This is a genomic window from Georgenia daeguensis (assembly GCF_039537705.1).
Lineage (GTDB): Bacteria > Actinomycetota > Actinomycetes > Actinomycetales > Actinomycetaceae > Georgenia > Georgenia daeguensis.
In genome coordinates this window covers 97,292-111,968 of record NZ_BAABBA010000001.1, presented here as the reverse complement: position 1 = coordinate 111,968, position 14,677 = coordinate 97,292, and the positions used below count along the sequence as shown (strand labels likewise).

The 14,677-nt window shown below is 75.4% G+C and carries 16 protein-coding genes; 9 read left to right on the top strand and 7 right to left on the bottom strand.

Annotated elements, in window-relative coordinates; translation table 11 throughout:
• Positions 1–4: 4 nt before the first annotated feature.
• From ABD774_RS00565 to ABD774_RS00545, 5 genes are all read left to right on the top strand, one after another.
• Positions 5–1,288, top strand: coding sequence for a DUF4352 domain-containing protein (locus ABD774_RS00565; protein WP_345036442.1), 1,284 nt, complete (start codon positions 5–7; stop codon positions 1,286–1,288).
• A gap of 204 nt (positions 1,289–1,492) precedes the next feature.
• Positions 1,493–2,983 (top strand): DUF2079 domain-containing protein, encoded by a 1,491-nt coding sequence (locus ABD774_RS00560; protein WP_345036440.1) that lies wholly within the window; start codon positions 1,493–1,495, stop codon positions 2,981–2,983.
• A gap of 88 nt (positions 2,984–3,071) precedes the next feature.
• Positions 3,072–3,692: a copper resistance CopC family protein gene (locus ABD774_RS00555; RefSeq protein WP_345036438.1), complete on the top strand. Its 621-nt coding sequence runs from the start codon at positions 3,072–3,074 to the stop codon at positions 3,690–3,692.
• 63 nt (positions 3,693–3,755) lie between these two features.
• Entirely contained in the window at positions 3,756–4,625 is an 870-nt protein-coding gene (locus ABD774_RS00550; RefSeq protein WP_345036436.1) for a response regulator transcription factor, read from the top strand.
• A 182-nt stretch (positions 4,626–4,807) separates the two neighbouring features.
• Positions 4,808–5,749 (top strand): phosphoglycerate dehydrogenase, encoded by a 942-nt coding sequence (locus ABD774_RS00545; RefSeq protein WP_345036434.1) that lies wholly within the window; start codon positions 4,808–4,810, stop codon positions 5,747–5,749.
• Between the two features lie 151 nt (positions 5,750–5,900).
• Here the strand turns inward: ABD774_RS00545 and ABD774_RS00540 are convergent, their stop codons facing one another.
• From ABD774_RS00540 to ABD774_RS00520, 5 genes are all read right to left on the bottom strand, one after another.
• On the bottom strand, positions 5,901–6,359 hold the full coding sequence (locus ABD774_RS00540) for a hypothetical protein (protein WP_345036432.1): 459 nt from the start codon (positions 6,357–6,359) through the stop codon (positions 5,901–5,903).
• Positions 6,360–6,496: 137 nt separating this feature from the next.
• Positions 6,497–7,165 carry a histidine phosphatase family protein gene (locus ABD774_RS00535; protein WP_345036430.1) on the bottom strand — a complete coding sequence of 223 codons (669 nt, stop codon included), beginning with the start codon at positions 7,163–7,165 and terminating at the stop codon, positions 6,497–6,499.
• Positions 7,166–7,334: 169 nt separating this feature from the next.
• A complete protein-coding gene (locus ABD774_RS00530) occupies positions 7,335–7,889 on the bottom strand; it encodes a gluconokinase (protein WP_345036428.1) in 555 nt (184 codons plus the stop codon).
• Between the two features lie 97 nt (positions 7,890–7,986).
• Complete coding sequence (locus ABD774_RS00525) at positions 7,987–8,637, bottom strand: SGNH/GDSL hydrolase family protein (protein WP_345036425.1); 651 nt, start codon at positions 8,635–8,637, stop codon at positions 7,987–7,989.
• Positions 8,637–9,395 (bottom strand): 2,3-bisphosphoglycerate-dependent phosphoglycerate mutase, encoded by a 759-nt coding sequence (locus ABD774_RS00520; RefSeq protein WP_345036423.1) that lies wholly within the window; start codon positions 9,393–9,395, stop codon positions 8,637–8,639. Before ABD774_RS00520 ends, ABD774_RS00525 begins: the two co-directional genes overlap by 1 nt.
• 56 nt (positions 9,396–9,451) lie before the next feature.
• Here ABD774_RS00520 and ABD774_RS00515 point away from each other — a divergent pair, with 56 nt between their 5' ends.
• Entirely contained in the window at positions 9,452–10,003 is a 552-nt protein-coding gene (locus ABD774_RS00515) for a DUF488 domain-containing protein (protein ID WP_345036421.1), read from the top strand.
• 56 nt (positions 10,004–10,059) lie between these two features.
• Here the strand turns inward: ABD774_RS00515 and ABD774_RS00510 are convergent, their stop codons facing one another.
• Positions 10,060–11,055: a Gfo/Idh/MocA family protein gene (locus ABD774_RS00510; protein WP_345036419.1), complete on the bottom strand. Its 996-nt coding sequence runs from the start codon at positions 11,053–11,055 to the stop codon at positions 10,060–10,062.
• Positions 11,056–11,184: 129 nt separating this feature from the next.
• On the opposite strand from ABD774_RS00510, the gene ABD774_RS00505 reads away from it, so the two are divergent.
• Positions 11,185–11,787 (top strand): protein-L-isoaspartate O-methyltransferase family protein, encoded by a 603-nt coding sequence (locus ABD774_RS00505; RefSeq protein ID WP_345036416.1) that lies wholly within the window; start codon positions 11,185–11,187, stop codon positions 11,785–11,787.
• 9 nt (positions 11,788–11,796) lie between these two features.
• Here the strand turns inward: ABD774_RS00505 and ABD774_RS00500 are convergent, their stop codons facing one another.
• Entirely contained in the window at positions 11,797–12,753 is a 957-nt protein-coding gene (locus tag ABD774_RS00500) for a helix-turn-helix transcriptional regulator (protein ID WP_345036414.1), read from the bottom strand.
• 62 nt (positions 12,754–12,815) lie between these two features.
• Between ABD774_RS00500 and ABD774_RS00495 the strand changes: the two genes are divergently transcribed.
• Positions 12,816–13,859: an ATP-binding cassette domain-containing protein gene (locus tag ABD774_RS00495; RefSeq protein ID WP_345036412.1), complete on the top strand. Its 1,044-nt coding sequence runs from the start codon at positions 12,816–12,818 to the stop codon at positions 13,857–13,859.
• Positions 13,856–14,659 carry an ABC transporter permease gene (locus ABD774_RS00490; RefSeq protein WP_345036409.1) on the top strand — a complete coding sequence of 268 codons (804 nt, stop codon included), beginning with the start codon at positions 13,856–13,858 and terminating at the stop codon, positions 14,657–14,659. Before ABD774_RS00495 ends, ABD774_RS00490 begins: the two co-directional genes overlap by 4 nt.
• The last annotated feature ends 18 nt before the right edge of the window (positions 14,660–14,677 follow it).

The window sequence follows — 14,677 nt, the reverse complement described above, 5'->3', positions numbered from 1 at the left end:
CCGCGTGAGCGGGCCGCGCCCACCCTGGTTCCCCGGCCAGTTCGGACGCGCCGACGGCGAGGCGGCCGTCTTCACCGGCGACCCCTACACCGACACCCCCACCGAGGCGGAGCCGTACGCCCCGGCGTCGCTGCCCGGCCACGTCACCAATCCGTACGGCGAGGTCCCCGCACCACCGCCCTCCGCACCGGACGCTGGTTCGTGGCTCGCCGACGGCGGAACCGGCGGAGCGCCTGGGCGCGCCGGGGTCGAGGCCGTGGCTGGCCCCGTCGCAGCGCCGCCGGCTGGCCCGACCACGGGCTACGAGGACTTCTACGAGCCGGGCAGCGTGGACCGGTCCCGTCTGCGGCGGCCGGGGCGCCGGAGTCTCTCCGGTCGTCGGCACGGCCCCCGCGGGGAGAGTCGCAGGAAGGGGCGGCGCTCGGGAGCGGGCGGCGCCCAGCCGCCGGGCGACGGCGCAGCTGCGGCTGCGGCTGCCGCAGGGGCTGGCGCGGGGCGCGGGATCACCGTGGTCCCGGGCGGGACAGGAGGCTTCGGCGTCGCGGGCGGCTCAGCCGGCGGGGGCGCGTCACCGAGCTCCGCCGGCCTCGCCGGCCGCACGGGGAGCGAAGGCTCGCGCTCCCAGCGAGGACGCCGGGCGGCGGCATACGGCCATAGGGGGAGCGACGGCTCGCCCTCCCAGCGACGACGGCGGACGGCGGCGTGGCTCGCGGCGCTCGTGGTGGTGGGAGTCGGCGTCGTCGTCGGCACGCAGCACGCGCGCGACGACGGCCCGACGACGGCGGATCCCGGCCCGACCGTCCCGCCCCGCCCGGCCGCGCCCGGGACGCCCGGGCCGACACCCGACCCGCTCCCCTCCCCCACCGCCGTGACGCCGCCGCCCGGCGAGGTCGCGGTGGGCACGACGGTGTCCGAGGGGCCGTTCGAGGTGGAGGTGCTCGGGGTGTCGGCGGGCCTCGGCGAGCTGGCGGGAGCGACCGCGGCGGCGACGGCGGAGGGCGAGTTCGTCGTCGTGCGCCTGCGCGTGACGGCCACGCAGCCGGGACCGTCCTACTTCCTCGACATCGACCAGCGGCTGCTCGACCCCACCGGGGGCGCCCACGAGCCCGACGCCCGGGCGGCCATGGCGGTCGACGGCAACCGGCTGTGGTTCGCCGAGCTCGACGCGGGCGAGAGCGCGGAGGGCGTGATCGTCTTCGACGTTCCCCCGGGGACCGTGCCCGCCACGCTGGAGGTGCACGCCTCGGACGAGGGCACCGGCGCCCGGGTGGACCTGCCGACGCCGTAGCCGGCCCGGCCTGCCGGGGCGCATCGTCACGGGGACCCGTTCCCCGGGCGGGCGCTCAGGCACCGTTTCCCCAGGCGGGCGGCGGGGCACCGTTCCGGCATGCGGCGCCGCAGCACTGTTCCCGCAGCGTCGCGTGCACCACGGGTTACTGTGGCGCGGACGCTGGAGGGCGGCAGGCGGAGGGGACGTTCGGTGGGAGTCGGGATGGCGCACGTCCGGGGCCGCTCCGTCACGGCTCGCCCCGCCCGCGCCGGGTGGGTCCCCTGGCTCGTCTCCGCCGTCGCCGCCGCCGTCTACGTCGCCTTCGCCGTGACGCAGTGGCGCCTGCTCGAGGTGCCGTCCTGGGACCTCGGCATCTTCACCCAGCTCGCCCAGGCGTACGCCGGCCTCGAGCCGCCGGTCGTGACGATCAAGGGCGAGGGGTTCAACCTCCTCGGTGACCACTTCCACCCCCTGCTCGCGCTGCTCGGCCCGGTCTACCGGCTCTTTCCCTCCGGCCTCACGCTGCTGGTGGTCCAGGCGGTGCTCATCGCCCTGTCGGCGGTCCCGCTCACGGCCGTGGCCCGCGACCTGCTGGGCCGGCCGCGCGGCACGGCGGTCGGGGTGGCGTACGCGTTCAGCTGGGGACTGCAGGGCGCCGTCGCGGCGCAGTTCCACGAGATCGCCTTCGCGGTCCCGCTGCTCGCGCTGTCCCTCACCGCGTTCCTGCGCGGCCGGTGGTGGGCGTGCGCGCTCTGGGCGGCGCCGCTCGTGCTGGTCAAGGAGGACCTCGGCCTGACGGTCGCGGCGCTCGGACTGGTGCTCTGGTGGCGCGGCGCCTCCCGGCTCGGTGCCGGGCTCGCCGTGTGGGGCGCGGCGTGGTTCGTGCTCACGATCGGCGTCATCCTGCCGGCGCTGAACCCGGACGGGACGTACGACTACTACGACCGTGTGGGCACCGAGGAGCAGCCCGGGCTGCTGAGCGCGCTCCTGGGCGCCTTCGTCCCCGCCGAGAAGTACGTGACGCTCCTGCTCCTCGTCCTGGCCGCCGGCGTGGTCGGGGTCCGCTCGCCGCTGGTGTGGCTGTGGGTGCCGACCCTCGCGTGGCGCTTCGTCGGCAACGTCGAGCACTACTGGGGCTGGGACTGGCACTACTCGGCGGTGCTCATGCCCGTGGCGACCGCGGCGCTGCTGGACGCCGTGGCGGGCCCGGCCGCCCGCCGACGCGCGCCCGCCGGCCCGGCCGCCCGCCGGCGCGCGCCCGCCGGTCCGGCGGACGCCGTGGACCGCGAGGTCGACCCAGCCAGGCCGTCGCTGTCCCGTCCCCGCTGGGCGGACGCCGCCGTCGCCCTCGCCCTGGCGACGACGCTGGGCATGACGCCGCAGACGCCGATCGCCCGGCTTGCGGACCCCGCCACCTACCGTCCGTCACCCCGGGCCGAGGGCGCCCGAGCCGCCCTGGCGGCGGTCGAGCCGGGCAGCACGGTGGAGTCCGACATCTACCTCATGGCCTACCTCGTGCCCCGGGCGCAGGTGTACTGGGTCGGGAACCACGGCAACCCGGCCCCGGACCATGTGGTGCTCGACACCCAGGGCCGGACCTGGCCCGACCTGGTGACCGACGCGGCGGCCCTCGCCGAGAGCCGCCATCCCGGCACGTCGTACGAGGTGGTGGTCGACGTTGACGGCTTCCAGGTGGCCGACCGGACGGGGTGACGGGCCTGGCCGCCGGCGCGGAGCCTCCTTCTCGCGGTGGGGAGCACCGGTTTTCCGGCGGCGCACCACCGCGGCCTATGGTGGCCGGGTGTCAACCAGCGCCGCCCGCCGTGCCCTCCTGCTGCCCCTGCTCACGATCCTCCTGGCCGTGGCGGTGCTCGCCGCTCCCGCGCGCGCGCACGACGCCCTCACCGGGTCCCAGCCGGCGGACGGGGCTCAGCTGGAGGCCGCCCCGGACGAGCTCGTCCTGACGTTCAACAACGGGCTGCTGGACAGCGCCCAGGCCGTCGTCGTCACCGACGCCGCCGGCGCCACCGTGGCGGAGGGCTCGCCGGCGATCGACGGCACCACCGCCACCCTCGACCTCCCCGACCTCGCTGGCGGGCAGTACGCGGTGACGTGGTCCGTGGTCTCCTCCGACGGTCACCGGATCGGCGGCGAGCTCTCCTTCTCCGTGGCCCAGCCGGCGCCGGTGACGACGTCGGAGCCCCCCGCTGCGCCGTCCCAGCCTGCGGCCACCGCCTCCCCGGACCAGCTGACGACGCCCGACGACGCGACCGCACCCGACGCGACGGCGACCGCGGACGCGGACGAGGGCGTGGGCGGGATCCCCTCGGGCGTGCCGGCCTGGCTCGTGATCCTGATGGCCGTCGCGGTGGCCGGCGCTGTCGTCGCCCTGGCGGTCCGCCGCTGGCGCGACCAGGGCTGAAACCGTCCCAAACCTCGCGCGCCGTCGCTAGCCTGAGCCTCCTGACGGGGCCTGGGAGGCACGATGGGCGCGATCAGCCGCGCGCTTCGCTGGATGGACGTCAGCGCGGACGTCCTCGCCGCACCTGACGCGCGCACCGCGCACGGCCGGCTCGTGCGCGCGCTGTCGGAGGAGTTCGACGCGTTCTTCGTCGTCCGCACCGTGTCGGGCCCGACCGGCACCCCGGTCGCGCGGTACGGGCCCGACGCCGTCGCGCAGCCAGGTGTCGCAGGCACGCTGCGTTCCTGGCCCGAGGCGCTCGCCAGGGTCGAGGAGCACCCGCTCGTCGCGCACCTCGTCCACGACCGGCCGACCGTCCCGGTGACGCTCAGCGACGCCGTGGCCGCCGGCCGGCCGCTCTCGGGCGGCACGCGGGAGTTGATCGAGGCCCTGGGCCTGACCGTCCACCAGCTCGCCGTGCCGATGCCCGGCGGTCCGGGCGAGGTGTTCGCCCTCGTCGCGGACCACCCGGTCGGACCGGCGGAGCGGGAGGCGGCGGAGCTGCTCCAGCCGATGCTCGGGGGGCTGGACCGGCACATCGCCCTCCTGGCCCGGATCGAGGCGACGGCCCGCACGGTGGCCACGGCCCCCGCGCTGACCCCGCGGGAGCGGCTCGTCCTGCAGGGCATCGCCGGCGGCAGCACCGCTGAGGGTATTGCCGCCAGGCTGGCCATCTCGCCGCGCACCGTGCACAAGCACCAGGAGAACCTCTACCGCAAGCTCGGAGCCGTGGACCGCCTCTCGGCCGTGCTCGAGGCGCAGCGGGCGGGCCTGCTGCCCGTCGGCCCGACGGTGACCCTCGGCGGCTCCCACGGCGGCCCGGCGCGCGGGAGCGGGAAGACGGGGGTGCCGGCCGTCGCCGTCCGGCCCTCCCCCAGCACGGCCGGACGGTAGCCGCCCCCGCCGCGCGGGCGCGACCTCCGCCGCACGGGCGCGACCCCCGCCGCACGGGCGCGACCTCCGCCGCACGGACGCGACCCTCACCTTCAGGGCGCACGCCATGGACCCGTCCCGCGCCGTCGGAGGCCGCCGCTCCGCGCAGTTAGGCTGCCAGAGGCCCACCCCCGAGGAGAACCATGAAGATCCTGCTGCCCAGCTCCGTCCCGCTCGCACCGCCGCTGCCCGAGGAGGTCTCCGCCGTCGTCTACGACGCGGCCGCCCCGGTGCCCGAGGAGCACCTCGACGCCGAGGCGCTGGTGGTGTGGGGCAACCGCGCGGAGGACCTCGCAGCCGTCGCCGGCCGGATGCCGAACCTGCGCTGGGTGCAGACCCTGGCCGCCGGGCCGGACGCCGTGCTGTCGGCGGGATTCCCACCCGAGGTGGTCGTCACCTCAGGCGTCGGCCTCCACGACGCGACGGTGACCGAGCACGCCCTGGCGCTGACCCTCGCGCTCCTCCGTCGGCTGCCGCAGTCCGCCGCGGCGCAGGCCGAGCACCGGTGGGCCGACGAGATCGGCGGCATCCAGCCGCTGCGGCCCGACGGCGCGGTCACCTCGCTCATCGGCGCCCGGGTGCTCGTGTGGGGTTTCGGCAACATCGGGCGCAACCTGGCCCCGCTGCTCCGTGGCCTCGGGGCGCAGGTCCGCGGGGTGGCGCGCACGGCGGGCCGGCGGGACGGGTTCGACGTCGTCGCCGAGGAGGACCTGGACGCCGAGCTGGCAGGCACCGACGTGCTGATCATGATCCTTCCCGCCACGCCGCAGACGGAGCGAGCCCTGGACGCCGACCGGCTGGCCGCGCTCCCCTCCCACGCGTTCGTCGTCAACGTCGGCCGGGGCACCACGGTCGACGAGGACGCCCTTGCCAGCGCCCTGCGCTCCGGCGGCATCGCCGGCGCCGCCGTCGACGTGACCGCGGTCGAGCCGCTGCCCGCGGACTCCCCGCTGTGGGACCTGCCCAACCTGCTGATCACCCCGCACGCCGCGGGCGGGCGGCCGGTCGGGGCGGACGAGCTGGTCGCGGAGAACCTCGCCGCGCTGCGTGCGGGCGGGCAGTTGCGCAACGTCGTCGCCCCCTGACGCACGGGTCAAAGAGAGACGGGCGGCCCCCGCGCGCGGATCTGGCGCGCGGCGGCCGCCCGTCAGGGCTTCTCGGGACCCGCCTGGTGGGGGGTTGGGTTGGGCGGGGATCCCTCAGAGCCCGACCGGCCTGGGCCGGTGGTTCGAGCAGCTAGAAGCCGTCGCAGGTCTGCGCGAGGTCGGCGTCGATCGCCATGACGAGGACGCCGAAGTCGGCGTCGCTCAGGTAGGCGAAGCCCTTGGGGGCCTTGCCCTGATAGGCCGCGCCGGACCCGACCGTCGCCTTCGAGTGGATGAGCGGCTCGTCGGTCGTGCCGGTCTCCGCCATCCAGGCGGCGACGGCGGCGTCCGCCGACGCCGTGCAGTCCGGCCGGCCGTAGCCGCCCATCTCCACCGGGGCGGCGATAATCATCGCGCCGAGGTCGGAGAGGGGCATCCACGCGGTGCGGTTCTTGGCGAGCTGCTCGCGCGCGCTGTCGTTCCAGTCGATCTTGTAGCAGTGGTGCGCCGAGGCGGTGGTCGCGGTCGCGATGCCGAGCGCGGCGACGGTGGCGGCGACGGCGCCCGCCCTGCGGCCCCACACGTTGGTGCGGTGACGAGTCCCGGTCACGGGATCCTCCTAGGTGCTGTGCCGCCCCGGTGGCGGCCTCACAGGGAGTCTCGTGAGTCCGGGCGGCGCCGACCATACGCACAAGTACGTATGGCGCGGCCGGGACGGCGCCGTCACGCAGGCGTCACGACGGCGTCTCAGCCCTGCACGTCCACCGTGTCGGCGGCGGCGCCGTCGGCCTCCAGCTGCTCGACGGCGGGCCCGCCGAGTGCGTGCCCCTCCCACGTGAGCGTGGTCCAGCCCTCCGCGGGGCTGCCCTCGACGACGACGGCGCCCGTGTTGGTCACCGGGTGCGTCGCGGCGTGCTCGATGCTGACGTTGTCCGTGCGGGCAGCCACCCACGAGCGGATCGCCGCCCCGTGGCTCACGACCACCGCAGTGCTCGCGCCGGTGGCGGCGACCTCGGCGACCACCTCGTCGTAGCGGGCGAAGAACTCCGCCCCGCTCTCCGCGCCGGGCATGCGCGCGTCCAGGTTGCCGGCGCTCCACTCGAAGATCGTCCCGAGGTACGTCCGCACCGACGGCAGGTCGCCGCGCATCTCCAGGTCGCCCGCCCGGATCTCGCGCACGCCGGGGCGGACGAGGGTCTCCAGCCCGGTCGCGGTGGCGAGGGGGAACGCCGTCTGCTGGGTGCGCACGAGGGTGGAGGCGACGATCAGGTCGATGGGTTCGCCGTCCAGCGCCCCCGGCAGGGCTGCGGCCTGCTCGCGGCCGAGGTCGGTGAGGTCCGCTCCGGGCTCGTCGGTGTCGAGCAGTCCGCCGACGTTGGAGCTGGTCTGGCCGTGGCGCACGAGGATCAGTCGCATGCTGCCATCATCACCGATGGGCCGCCGCAGCGGGAACCGGCGGTCGTCGGAGGGACCGGGCCGGGCGCGCGGCGGCCCGGCTCAGCCGAAGGACCGGGGGCAGCGGCGGCGGCCCGGCTCAGCCGAAGGACCGGGGGCAGCAGGGCCCGGGTCCGCGCAGCGTCCGCCGTCAGCGGTCCTTGAGCTGCTCGAGGACCTCGCCGAGAACCTGCGTGGGGGTGCCGACGTTGAAGACCTTGAAGCCGTCCTCGTCGGGCTCGAGCTCCTCGAGCGTGTCGATCTGGGAGGTCAGCAGGCTGGGCGGCATGTAGTGGCCCTGCCGAGCCTCCATGCGCTCGAGCGTGAGGTCAACAGGCGGCGCCATGTGCACGAAGATGGTGCTGCCCTCGGCCCCGCGCAGGACGTCGCGGTACTTGCGCCTCAGGGCGGAGCAGGTGACCACGGTGGAGTGGCCCACGCGGGCCTCGGCGGTCATCCATTCCTGGATGGACTGCAGCCACGGCGCGCGGTCGTCGTCGTTCAGCGGGTTGCCGGAGCGCATCTTCTCGCGGTTGGCCTCGCTGTGGAACTCGTCGCCCTCGGCGAAGACGTACCCGAGCTTGCCGGCCAGCATCATCGCAATCGTCGACTTGCCGCCACCGGAGACCCCCATGACCACGAGGTGCCGGGGCCCGCGGGCCTTCTTCGGCCACGGAGACAGCTCGGTGGTGGTGGCCTCGGTCATGGTGACGCTCCCGTCGGGTGGCTGATGCTCCCCAGAACGTACCCGCGCCCCGCCCAGCAGGGCCACGCCTTGCCGCCAGTTGCAGCCGGGGGCGGGGTCAGCAGCCCCGAACCGCCGGCGCCAGCGCCCGGGCCCAGCGCGCGTACCCGGCGGGGCCCGGATGCACGCCGTCTCCCGAGAAGTCCTCCCGCGTCAGCGGCAGGTGGTCGACCTGGACGTACACCGCGCCGGTCCCCGCGGCCGCCCGCTCGGTCGCCCACCCGAACCGGCGGGCCTTGCGGGCAAGGACCCGGCGCAGCGGCTCCGGGATCGCGGGGATCGCGGTGACGTCGGGGAGCCCGCTGATGACGACGCGTGACCGGGGCCAGGTGGCGGTGATCTCGCGCAGGAGCGCCGTGACGTCGGTGGCCCACGCGCCGGGACGCCACGCCAGCTGAAGGTCGTTGATGCCGATGAGCACGACCACGTGGCTGGGGTCCCAGCCGGCCGCCGCCGGCACGAGGTCGCGGGTCACCGCCCGGGCGCGGGCGCCGTCGCGCCCGACCGCACGCCAGGTCACCTCCCGGCCGTCCGCGGCGAGCTCGCGGGCGAGGTGGCCGACGAACGAGGTCTCGTGCGTCGGGGCGCCGGTACCGGCCGCCGTCGACTCTCCGACGACGAGCAGTCGCAGTCCCGGTGAGGCTCCGGCGACGGTGCCCTCCGTGGGCCCGGCGACGGCGGGAACCGGTCGCCGCTCGCGCCGGTCCATCAGGTGCCGCCCTGGCTGGCGATGACGAGGGCCTCCGCGCGCGCCGCCTCGGGGTCGAGGTAGCGTCCGCCGCGCACGCGGGGCCGGAGCCTGTCACCGCCGTCGACGAGGTCGTAGCGCAGCGGGCGGGCATTGGGAAGGTTGAGCACGGAGAGCTCCTCCGGCGTCAGGTCGTCCAGCACGGCGCACAGTGCGCGCAGGGAGTTCCCGTGCGCCACGACGAGCACGTCGCGTCCGGCGCGCAGCTCCGCGTCCAGCTCCGGCAGCCACGCCCGGATGCGGGCGACGACGTCCGCCAGCGACTCGGTCGCGGCGAGCGCCTCGGCGGGCAGCCGGTCGAACGGGCTGAGCGACCGCCACACGGCGAGGGTGCGCTCGTCGAGCGCCGGCGGACGGCCCTCGTAGGAGCGGCGCCAGTGGAGGAAAAGCTCGGGCCCGTGCTCCTCGAGGATCTCTGCCTTCGAGTACCCCGACAGCGCCCCGTAGCTGCGCTCGTTCAGCCGCCAGGTCCGCAGGATCGGCGCGGGTGAGAGCAGCGCGGCCATGATCAGCTCGGCCGTGCGCCAGCCGCGCGTGAGCTCGGAGGTGACGACGACGTCCGGGGCCCAGCCGGACCCGGCCAGCCGGGCGCCGGCCACGCGGCAGGCCTCCTCGCCGGCGGGCGTGAGGTCGACGTCGAGCATGCCGGAGAACAGGCCGCGGGCGTTGCCGACCGACTCGCCGTGGCGGACGAGCACCAGGGAGCCGATCGCGTGCACGCCACCACTGTGGCACGGCGGGCGGAAGTCGGCGGTAACTGCCTACGATCCGGCCCATGACCTCGGAGGATGCGGCCCAGCTTCTCACCGTCGGGCACGCGGCCCTGGACCGCGACCGCCTCGCCGGGCTCCTGCAGGGCGCCGGGGTGACCGACCTCGTGGACGTGCGACGCTTCCCCGGCTCGCGGAGCAACCCGGACGTGAAGCGGGAGGCGCTGGAGCGGTGGCTGCCCGACGCCGGTGTCGCCTACCGGTGGGAGGAACGCCTCGGCGGCCGCCGCCACCTGCCGAAGGGCACCCCGTCCCCGGACACCTGGTGGCAGGTGGACGCCTTCCGCGCCTACGCCGGCTGGACGCGCGAGCCGGACTTCCGCGCCGCCATGGACGATCTGCTCGAGCAGGCCGCCCGGGGCCGGGTGGCGGTGATGTGCTCGGAGGCGGTGTGGTGGCGCTGCCACCGGAGGCTGATCTCCGACGTCGCGGCGCTGGCGCACGGCGTGAGGGTGCGCCACCTCATGCACGACGGCGGTCTCCGGGAGCACCCGGTGGCCGAGGGCGCCCGGCTCAGCGAGCCGGGCTCGCTGGTCTGGGACGGCCCCACCGGCTGAGACGCCTCACCGCCCGCCGCCGCTTCGTGCCGCGCGAAGTCAGCGTCCCGCGAGCCTCAGCGTCCCGCACGGTGGTCGGCGAGCACCGCGTCGACGACCCGGGCCGTGCGCAACGCGCTCCGCCCGGTGCTCGGCGCCGTCCCGCGACCGGTCAGCTCGTCGACGACCAGCTGGATGAGCGGCTGCTGCACCACCTCGGGGTAGGGCGCCTCGATGTGCTCCTCACCGTGGGGGGTGCGCAGCACCAGCGGTTCCTCCCCGAAGCTGGAGAAGGTCAGCGCGCCGGCGGTGCCGACGATCTCGACCTCGTCCCGCCGCACCGCGGCGTCGAAGGCCCACAGCCCCGTCCCGACGACACCGGAGGCGAAGCCGAACGTGGCCGCGACATGGTCCTCCGCGGGGTAGCGACCGGCCAGGTTCGCGGCGAGGCCGGTGACGGTCTCGACGGGTCCGAGCAGGTGGTCCAGCAGGTCGAGGGTGTGCGAGCCCAGGTCGACGAACAGGCCGCCACCCGAGATCTCCGGCCGCAGCCGCCACGGAAGGTTGTCGGGTTGCCACATCCCGGCCGGGGCGTGCAGGCGCACGGTGACCGCCCGGACCTCGCCCACGGCTCCGCCGTCGAGAAGCTCCTTGACGCGCACGAACCGCGGCATCGCGCGGCGGTAGTACGCAACGAAGAGCGGCACGCCGGCGCTCTCGCACGCGGCGATCATCTCCTCGCACTCGGCCGCGGTGCGGGCCATCGGCTTCTCCACGTACACCGGCTTGCCGGCGGCGGCCGCGCGCAGGGCGTAGTCGCGGTGACTGTCGGGCGGGGTGGCGACGTAGACGGCGTCGACCTCGGGGTCCGCGATGAGGGCGTCGGCGTCGTCGTACCAGCGGGGCACGCCGTGGCGGTGGGCGAAGTCGGCGGCCTTCGCGCCGTCGCGGCGCATGACCGCCACGAGCGAGGACCTCTCGGCGCGCTGCAGGCCGGGGCCGGACTTGCGCTCCGTCACCGCTCCGACGCCGATGATTCCCCAGCGAACGTCCTGGAGCGGTGCAGATGTCATGAGCGCACGGTAGCGGCCCACTCGGGGGACCGGGCTCGCCGACCGGGTCCACGGCGCGGAGGCGCGCCACCGCCGTCGGCGGAAGGATCGGGACGGCGGGCCCGACAGATCCGTTGAGGGAGTGGGCAGGTGTCCGACGAGGCGATCCCGCCGGACGCTCCGGCCTCCGACCGGGTGCGTGCGGCGATGGCGGCGGTCGACCGCCGTGACTACCTGCCGTGGCACCAGCTCCGCTTCGCGCACGCCGACATGCCGCTGCGCATCGGCCACGGAGCGACGTGCTCCCAGCCGAGCACGGTGGCGGCGATGCTCGAGGAGCTGGACCCGCGCCCGGGCGACAGGGCGCTCGACGTCGGCTCGGGCTCCGGCTGGACCACCGCGCTCCTCGCCCGCCTCGTCAGCCCCGCGGGGTCCGTGGTGGGGGTCGAGATCGAGCCCGAGCTCGTGGCCATGGGACGCCGGCACCTGCTGGACGCCGGCGTTCCGGGCGCCCGGATCGAGCAGGCCGAGCCCGGGCGCCTGGGCCGCCCGGCGGAGGCGCCGTTCGACCGGATCCTCGTCTCCGCGGAGGCGCGACGGCTCCCGCAGGCCCTGGTGGACCAGCTGGCCGACGGCGGTCGCGTGGTGGTGCCCGTGCGCGGCCGCCTCATGGTGGTCGACCGGCACGGCGACGACGTCCGCGCGAGAAAGGTGGGCTGGTTCAGCTTCGTGCCGCTGCGCGGAGCGGACTGACGACCCGCCTCACACCGCAGCCGCCAGCCGGTCACGGAAGGTGCGGACGGCGGCGGCCACGTCGTCGTCGCACAGCAGGGTCCACTCGTAGTCCGGCGGTATCCAGAGCAGCGCCATGAGCAGCTCCGGGACGGACGGGCCACCGATCGGCCAGTCGACCGTGCCCTGGGGTCCCTCGACGGCGTCCGCCGCCCAGACCCCGAAGTGTGCGCGGACCTGCTCCATCGTGGCGCGCATGCGGACCGTGGCCTCGTAGCGGCGTGCGGCGCCCGCGTGCGCGGCGAGCACGAACTCGGCCGCGTCCTCGGCCGGCAGCTCCCGCGGGGCCACCCGTGCGCCCGTGCCGAACAGGCCGGTGAGCCGGTCGATCCGGAAGGTGCGCCAGTCGGCCCGCGCCACGTCCCAGGCGACGAGGTACCACCTCCGTTCGCGCGGGACCAGGGAGTGCGGCTCGACGAGCCGGGACGTCTCCGTCCCGCTGCGGGCGGTGTAGCGGAAGCGCACCCGCTCGTGGTCTCGGCAGGCCAGCGCGAGCTGCGCGAGCACGTCGGCCGCCACCCGGGCGTCCGGCCGCACGGCCGGGATCGTGTGCTCCTGCAGCGCGGAGACGCGGCGGCGGAGGTTGCGCGGAAGCACCTGCTCGATCTTCGCCAGCGCCCGCAGCGAGGTCTGCTCGCCCTCCCCGACGCCCTGCACGGCCGCGGTCCGCAGCCCGACGGCGATGGCGACCGCCTCGTCGTCGTCCAAAAGGAGCGGGGGCACGGAGGCGCCGCTCTCGAGCTGGTACCCGCCGGCCGCGCCGGGCTGCGCGGCCACCCGGTAGCCGAGCTCGCGGAGCCGGTCGACGTCGCGGCGCAGCGTCCGCTCCGACACCCCCAGGCGGCCGGCCAGCTCGGGACCGGACCAGAAGCGGTGCGTCTGGAGCAGCGACAGCAGCCTCAGGGCACGGGCGGTGGGATCGGGCATGCCAGAAATCTACGCTCGCATGCGGTCAGGATCTGACCGCGATGGTTCGTAGCGTGCTGGTCATGACCACTGCACCGATCATCAGTTCCCGGGGGCTGCGCAAGGAGTTCCGCGGGCCCGGGGGACGCACCGTCGTCGCCGTGAGCGACCTGACCATGGACGTCGAGCCGGGTGCGATCACCGCCTTCCTCGGCCCCAACGGGGCCGGCAAGTCCACCTCCCTGCGCATGCTCACCACGCTGCTCGAGCCCACCAGCGGCACCGCCACCGTGTGCGGGCACGACGTCGCCCGGGAACCCGCCCAGGTCCGGGCCCGCATCGGCTACATCGGTCAGAAGAACGGCGCGGGACAGTACCAGCGGGTCCGCGACGAGCTGCTCAGTCAGGGCGCGTTCTACGGGCTGGGCCGTGCCGAGACCCGCCGCCGGGCGGACGAGCTCGTGGAGGCGCTCGGTCTCGGCGAGGTGGCGGACCGGCAGACCCTGAAGCTCTCCGGCGGGCAGCGGCGCCGGGTGGACATCGCGCTCGGCCTCATCCCCGGCCCGGGCCTGCTCTTCCTCGACGAGCCGTCCACCGGTCTGGACCCGCAGTCGCGCGCCAACCTGTGGGAGCACATCCTGCGGCTGCGCGAGCGGTACGGGATGACGCTGCTGCTCACCACGCACTACCTCGACGAGGCGGACCAGTTCGCCGAGCGGGTGATGGTCATGGACCACGGCGAGCTCATCGCCGACGACACCGCCCCGCGCCTCAAGGCGACCCTCGCCGGCGACCGCATCACCGTCGTCGTCGACGGCGACCCCGCCGGCGCCGTCGCGATCGCCCGTCACGCGGCCGAGGAGTCCGGGGCGGCGAACCCCGAGCCGACGGCGGAGCCCACCTCCGAGGGCACGCGCCTGACCGTCGCGGTCCACCACGGCGACCGGGTCCTTCCGCCCCTCCTGCGGACGCTGGACGCGCACGGGCACCGCGTGCTCGCGGCCGAGCTGACCCAGCCCACCCTCGACGACGTCTTCCTCGCCCTCACCGGCCGCAGCCTTCGCGAGGAGAACGCGGCCGCCGAGACCACCGCCCCCGAACCCGCCACCGCAGGAGCTTCGCGATGACCGCCGTGACCGCCGTGACCGCACCGACAACCGTCGCGCCCCGCCCGTCGGGCGTGCTGCACGACTCCGTCAGCGTCTTCGTGCGCGAGCTGCGCCCCATGCTGCGCGACCCGTTCAGCCTCGTGTTCTCCCTCATGCAGCCGCTGATGTTCCTCGCCCTCTACGGCCCGTTGCTCGGCGGCATGACCGGGCTGCCGATCGCCCAGGCGTTCCAGTGGTTCGTGCCGGGCATCGTGGTGATGGTCGCGCTCTTCGGCACGGCGATGACCGGGTCGAACCTCCTCTACGAGATCCAGTCCGGGGCGCACGAGCGGGTGCTGGTCTCGCCGGTGTCGCGGCCGGCGCTGATGATCGGGCGCGCGTGCAAGGAGATGGTTCCGCTCGTGCTGCAGTCGCTGGTGATCTCCGGGATCGCGGCGCTGTTCGGCTTCCGGCCGTCCGTCCCGGGCATGGTGGTGGGGCTGGCGCTGCTCGCCGTGTTCGGGATGGGCCTCGGCGCCCTGAGCTACGCGCTCGGCATCGTCAGCCGCGAGCGCGACTGGATGTTCTGGACCGTCCAGCAGGGCCTGCTGTTCCCGCTCATGCTGCTCTCCGGGATGCTGCTGCCCCTGGAGTCCGGCCCGGGGTGGATGCAGGTGCTGGCCCGGTTCAACCCGTTGACCTACATGGTCGACGCCGAGCGTGCGCTGTTCGACGGGGCGTTCGGGGACGCCGCGGTGTGGCAGGGCGGGCTCGCCGCGGCGGTCGTCGCGGCCGTCGGCCTGGCGGTCGGGATCCGGGCCATGCGGAACAGCATCTGAGCTTCGCTGTGACAGTGC

Coding starts and splice junctions, on each gene's coding strand:
- ABD774_RS00560 (WP_345036440.1), top strand. CDS start 1,493: ATGGCGCACGTCCGGGGCCGCTCCGTCACGGCTCGCCCCGCCCGCGCC.
- ABD774_RS00550 (WP_345036436.1), top strand. CDS start 3,756: ATGGGCGCGATCAGCCGCGCGCTTCGCTGGATGGACGTCAGCGCGGAC.
- ABD774_RS00545 (WP_345036434.1), top strand. CDS start 4,808: ATGAAGATCCTGCTGCCCAGCTCCGTCCCGCTCGCACCGCCGCTGCCC.
- ABD774_RS00535 (WP_345036430.1), bottom strand. CDS start 7,165: ATGCGACTGATCCTCGTGCGCCACGGCCAGACCAGCTCCAACGTCGGC.
- ABD774_RS00530 (WP_345036428.1), bottom strand. CDS start 7,889: ATGACCGAGGCCACCACCACCGAGCTGTCTCCGTGGCCGAAGAAGGCC.
- ABD774_RS00525 (WP_345036425.1), bottom strand. CDS start 8,637: ATGGACCGGCGCGAGCGGCGACCGGTTCCCGCCGTCGCCGGGCCCACG.
- ABD774_RS00515 (WP_345036421.1), top strand. CDS start 9,452: ATGACCTCGGAGGATGCGGCCCAGCTTCTCACCGTCGGGCACGCGGCC.
- ABD774_RS00510 (WP_345036419.1), bottom strand. CDS start 11,055: ATGACATCTGCACCGCTCCAGGACGTTCGCTGGGGAATCATCGGCGTC.
- ABD774_RS00500 (WP_345036414.1), bottom strand. CDS start 12,753: ATGCCCGATCCCACCGCCCGTGCCCTGAGGCTGCTGTCGCTGCTCCAG.
- ABD774_RS00495 (WP_345036412.1), top strand. CDS start 12,816: ATGACCACTGCACCGATCATCAGTTCCCGGGGGCTGCGCAAGGAGTTC.
- ABD774_RS00490 (WP_345036409.1), top strand. CDS start 13,856: ATGACCGCCGTGACCGCCGTGACCGCACCGACAACCGTCGCGCCCCGC.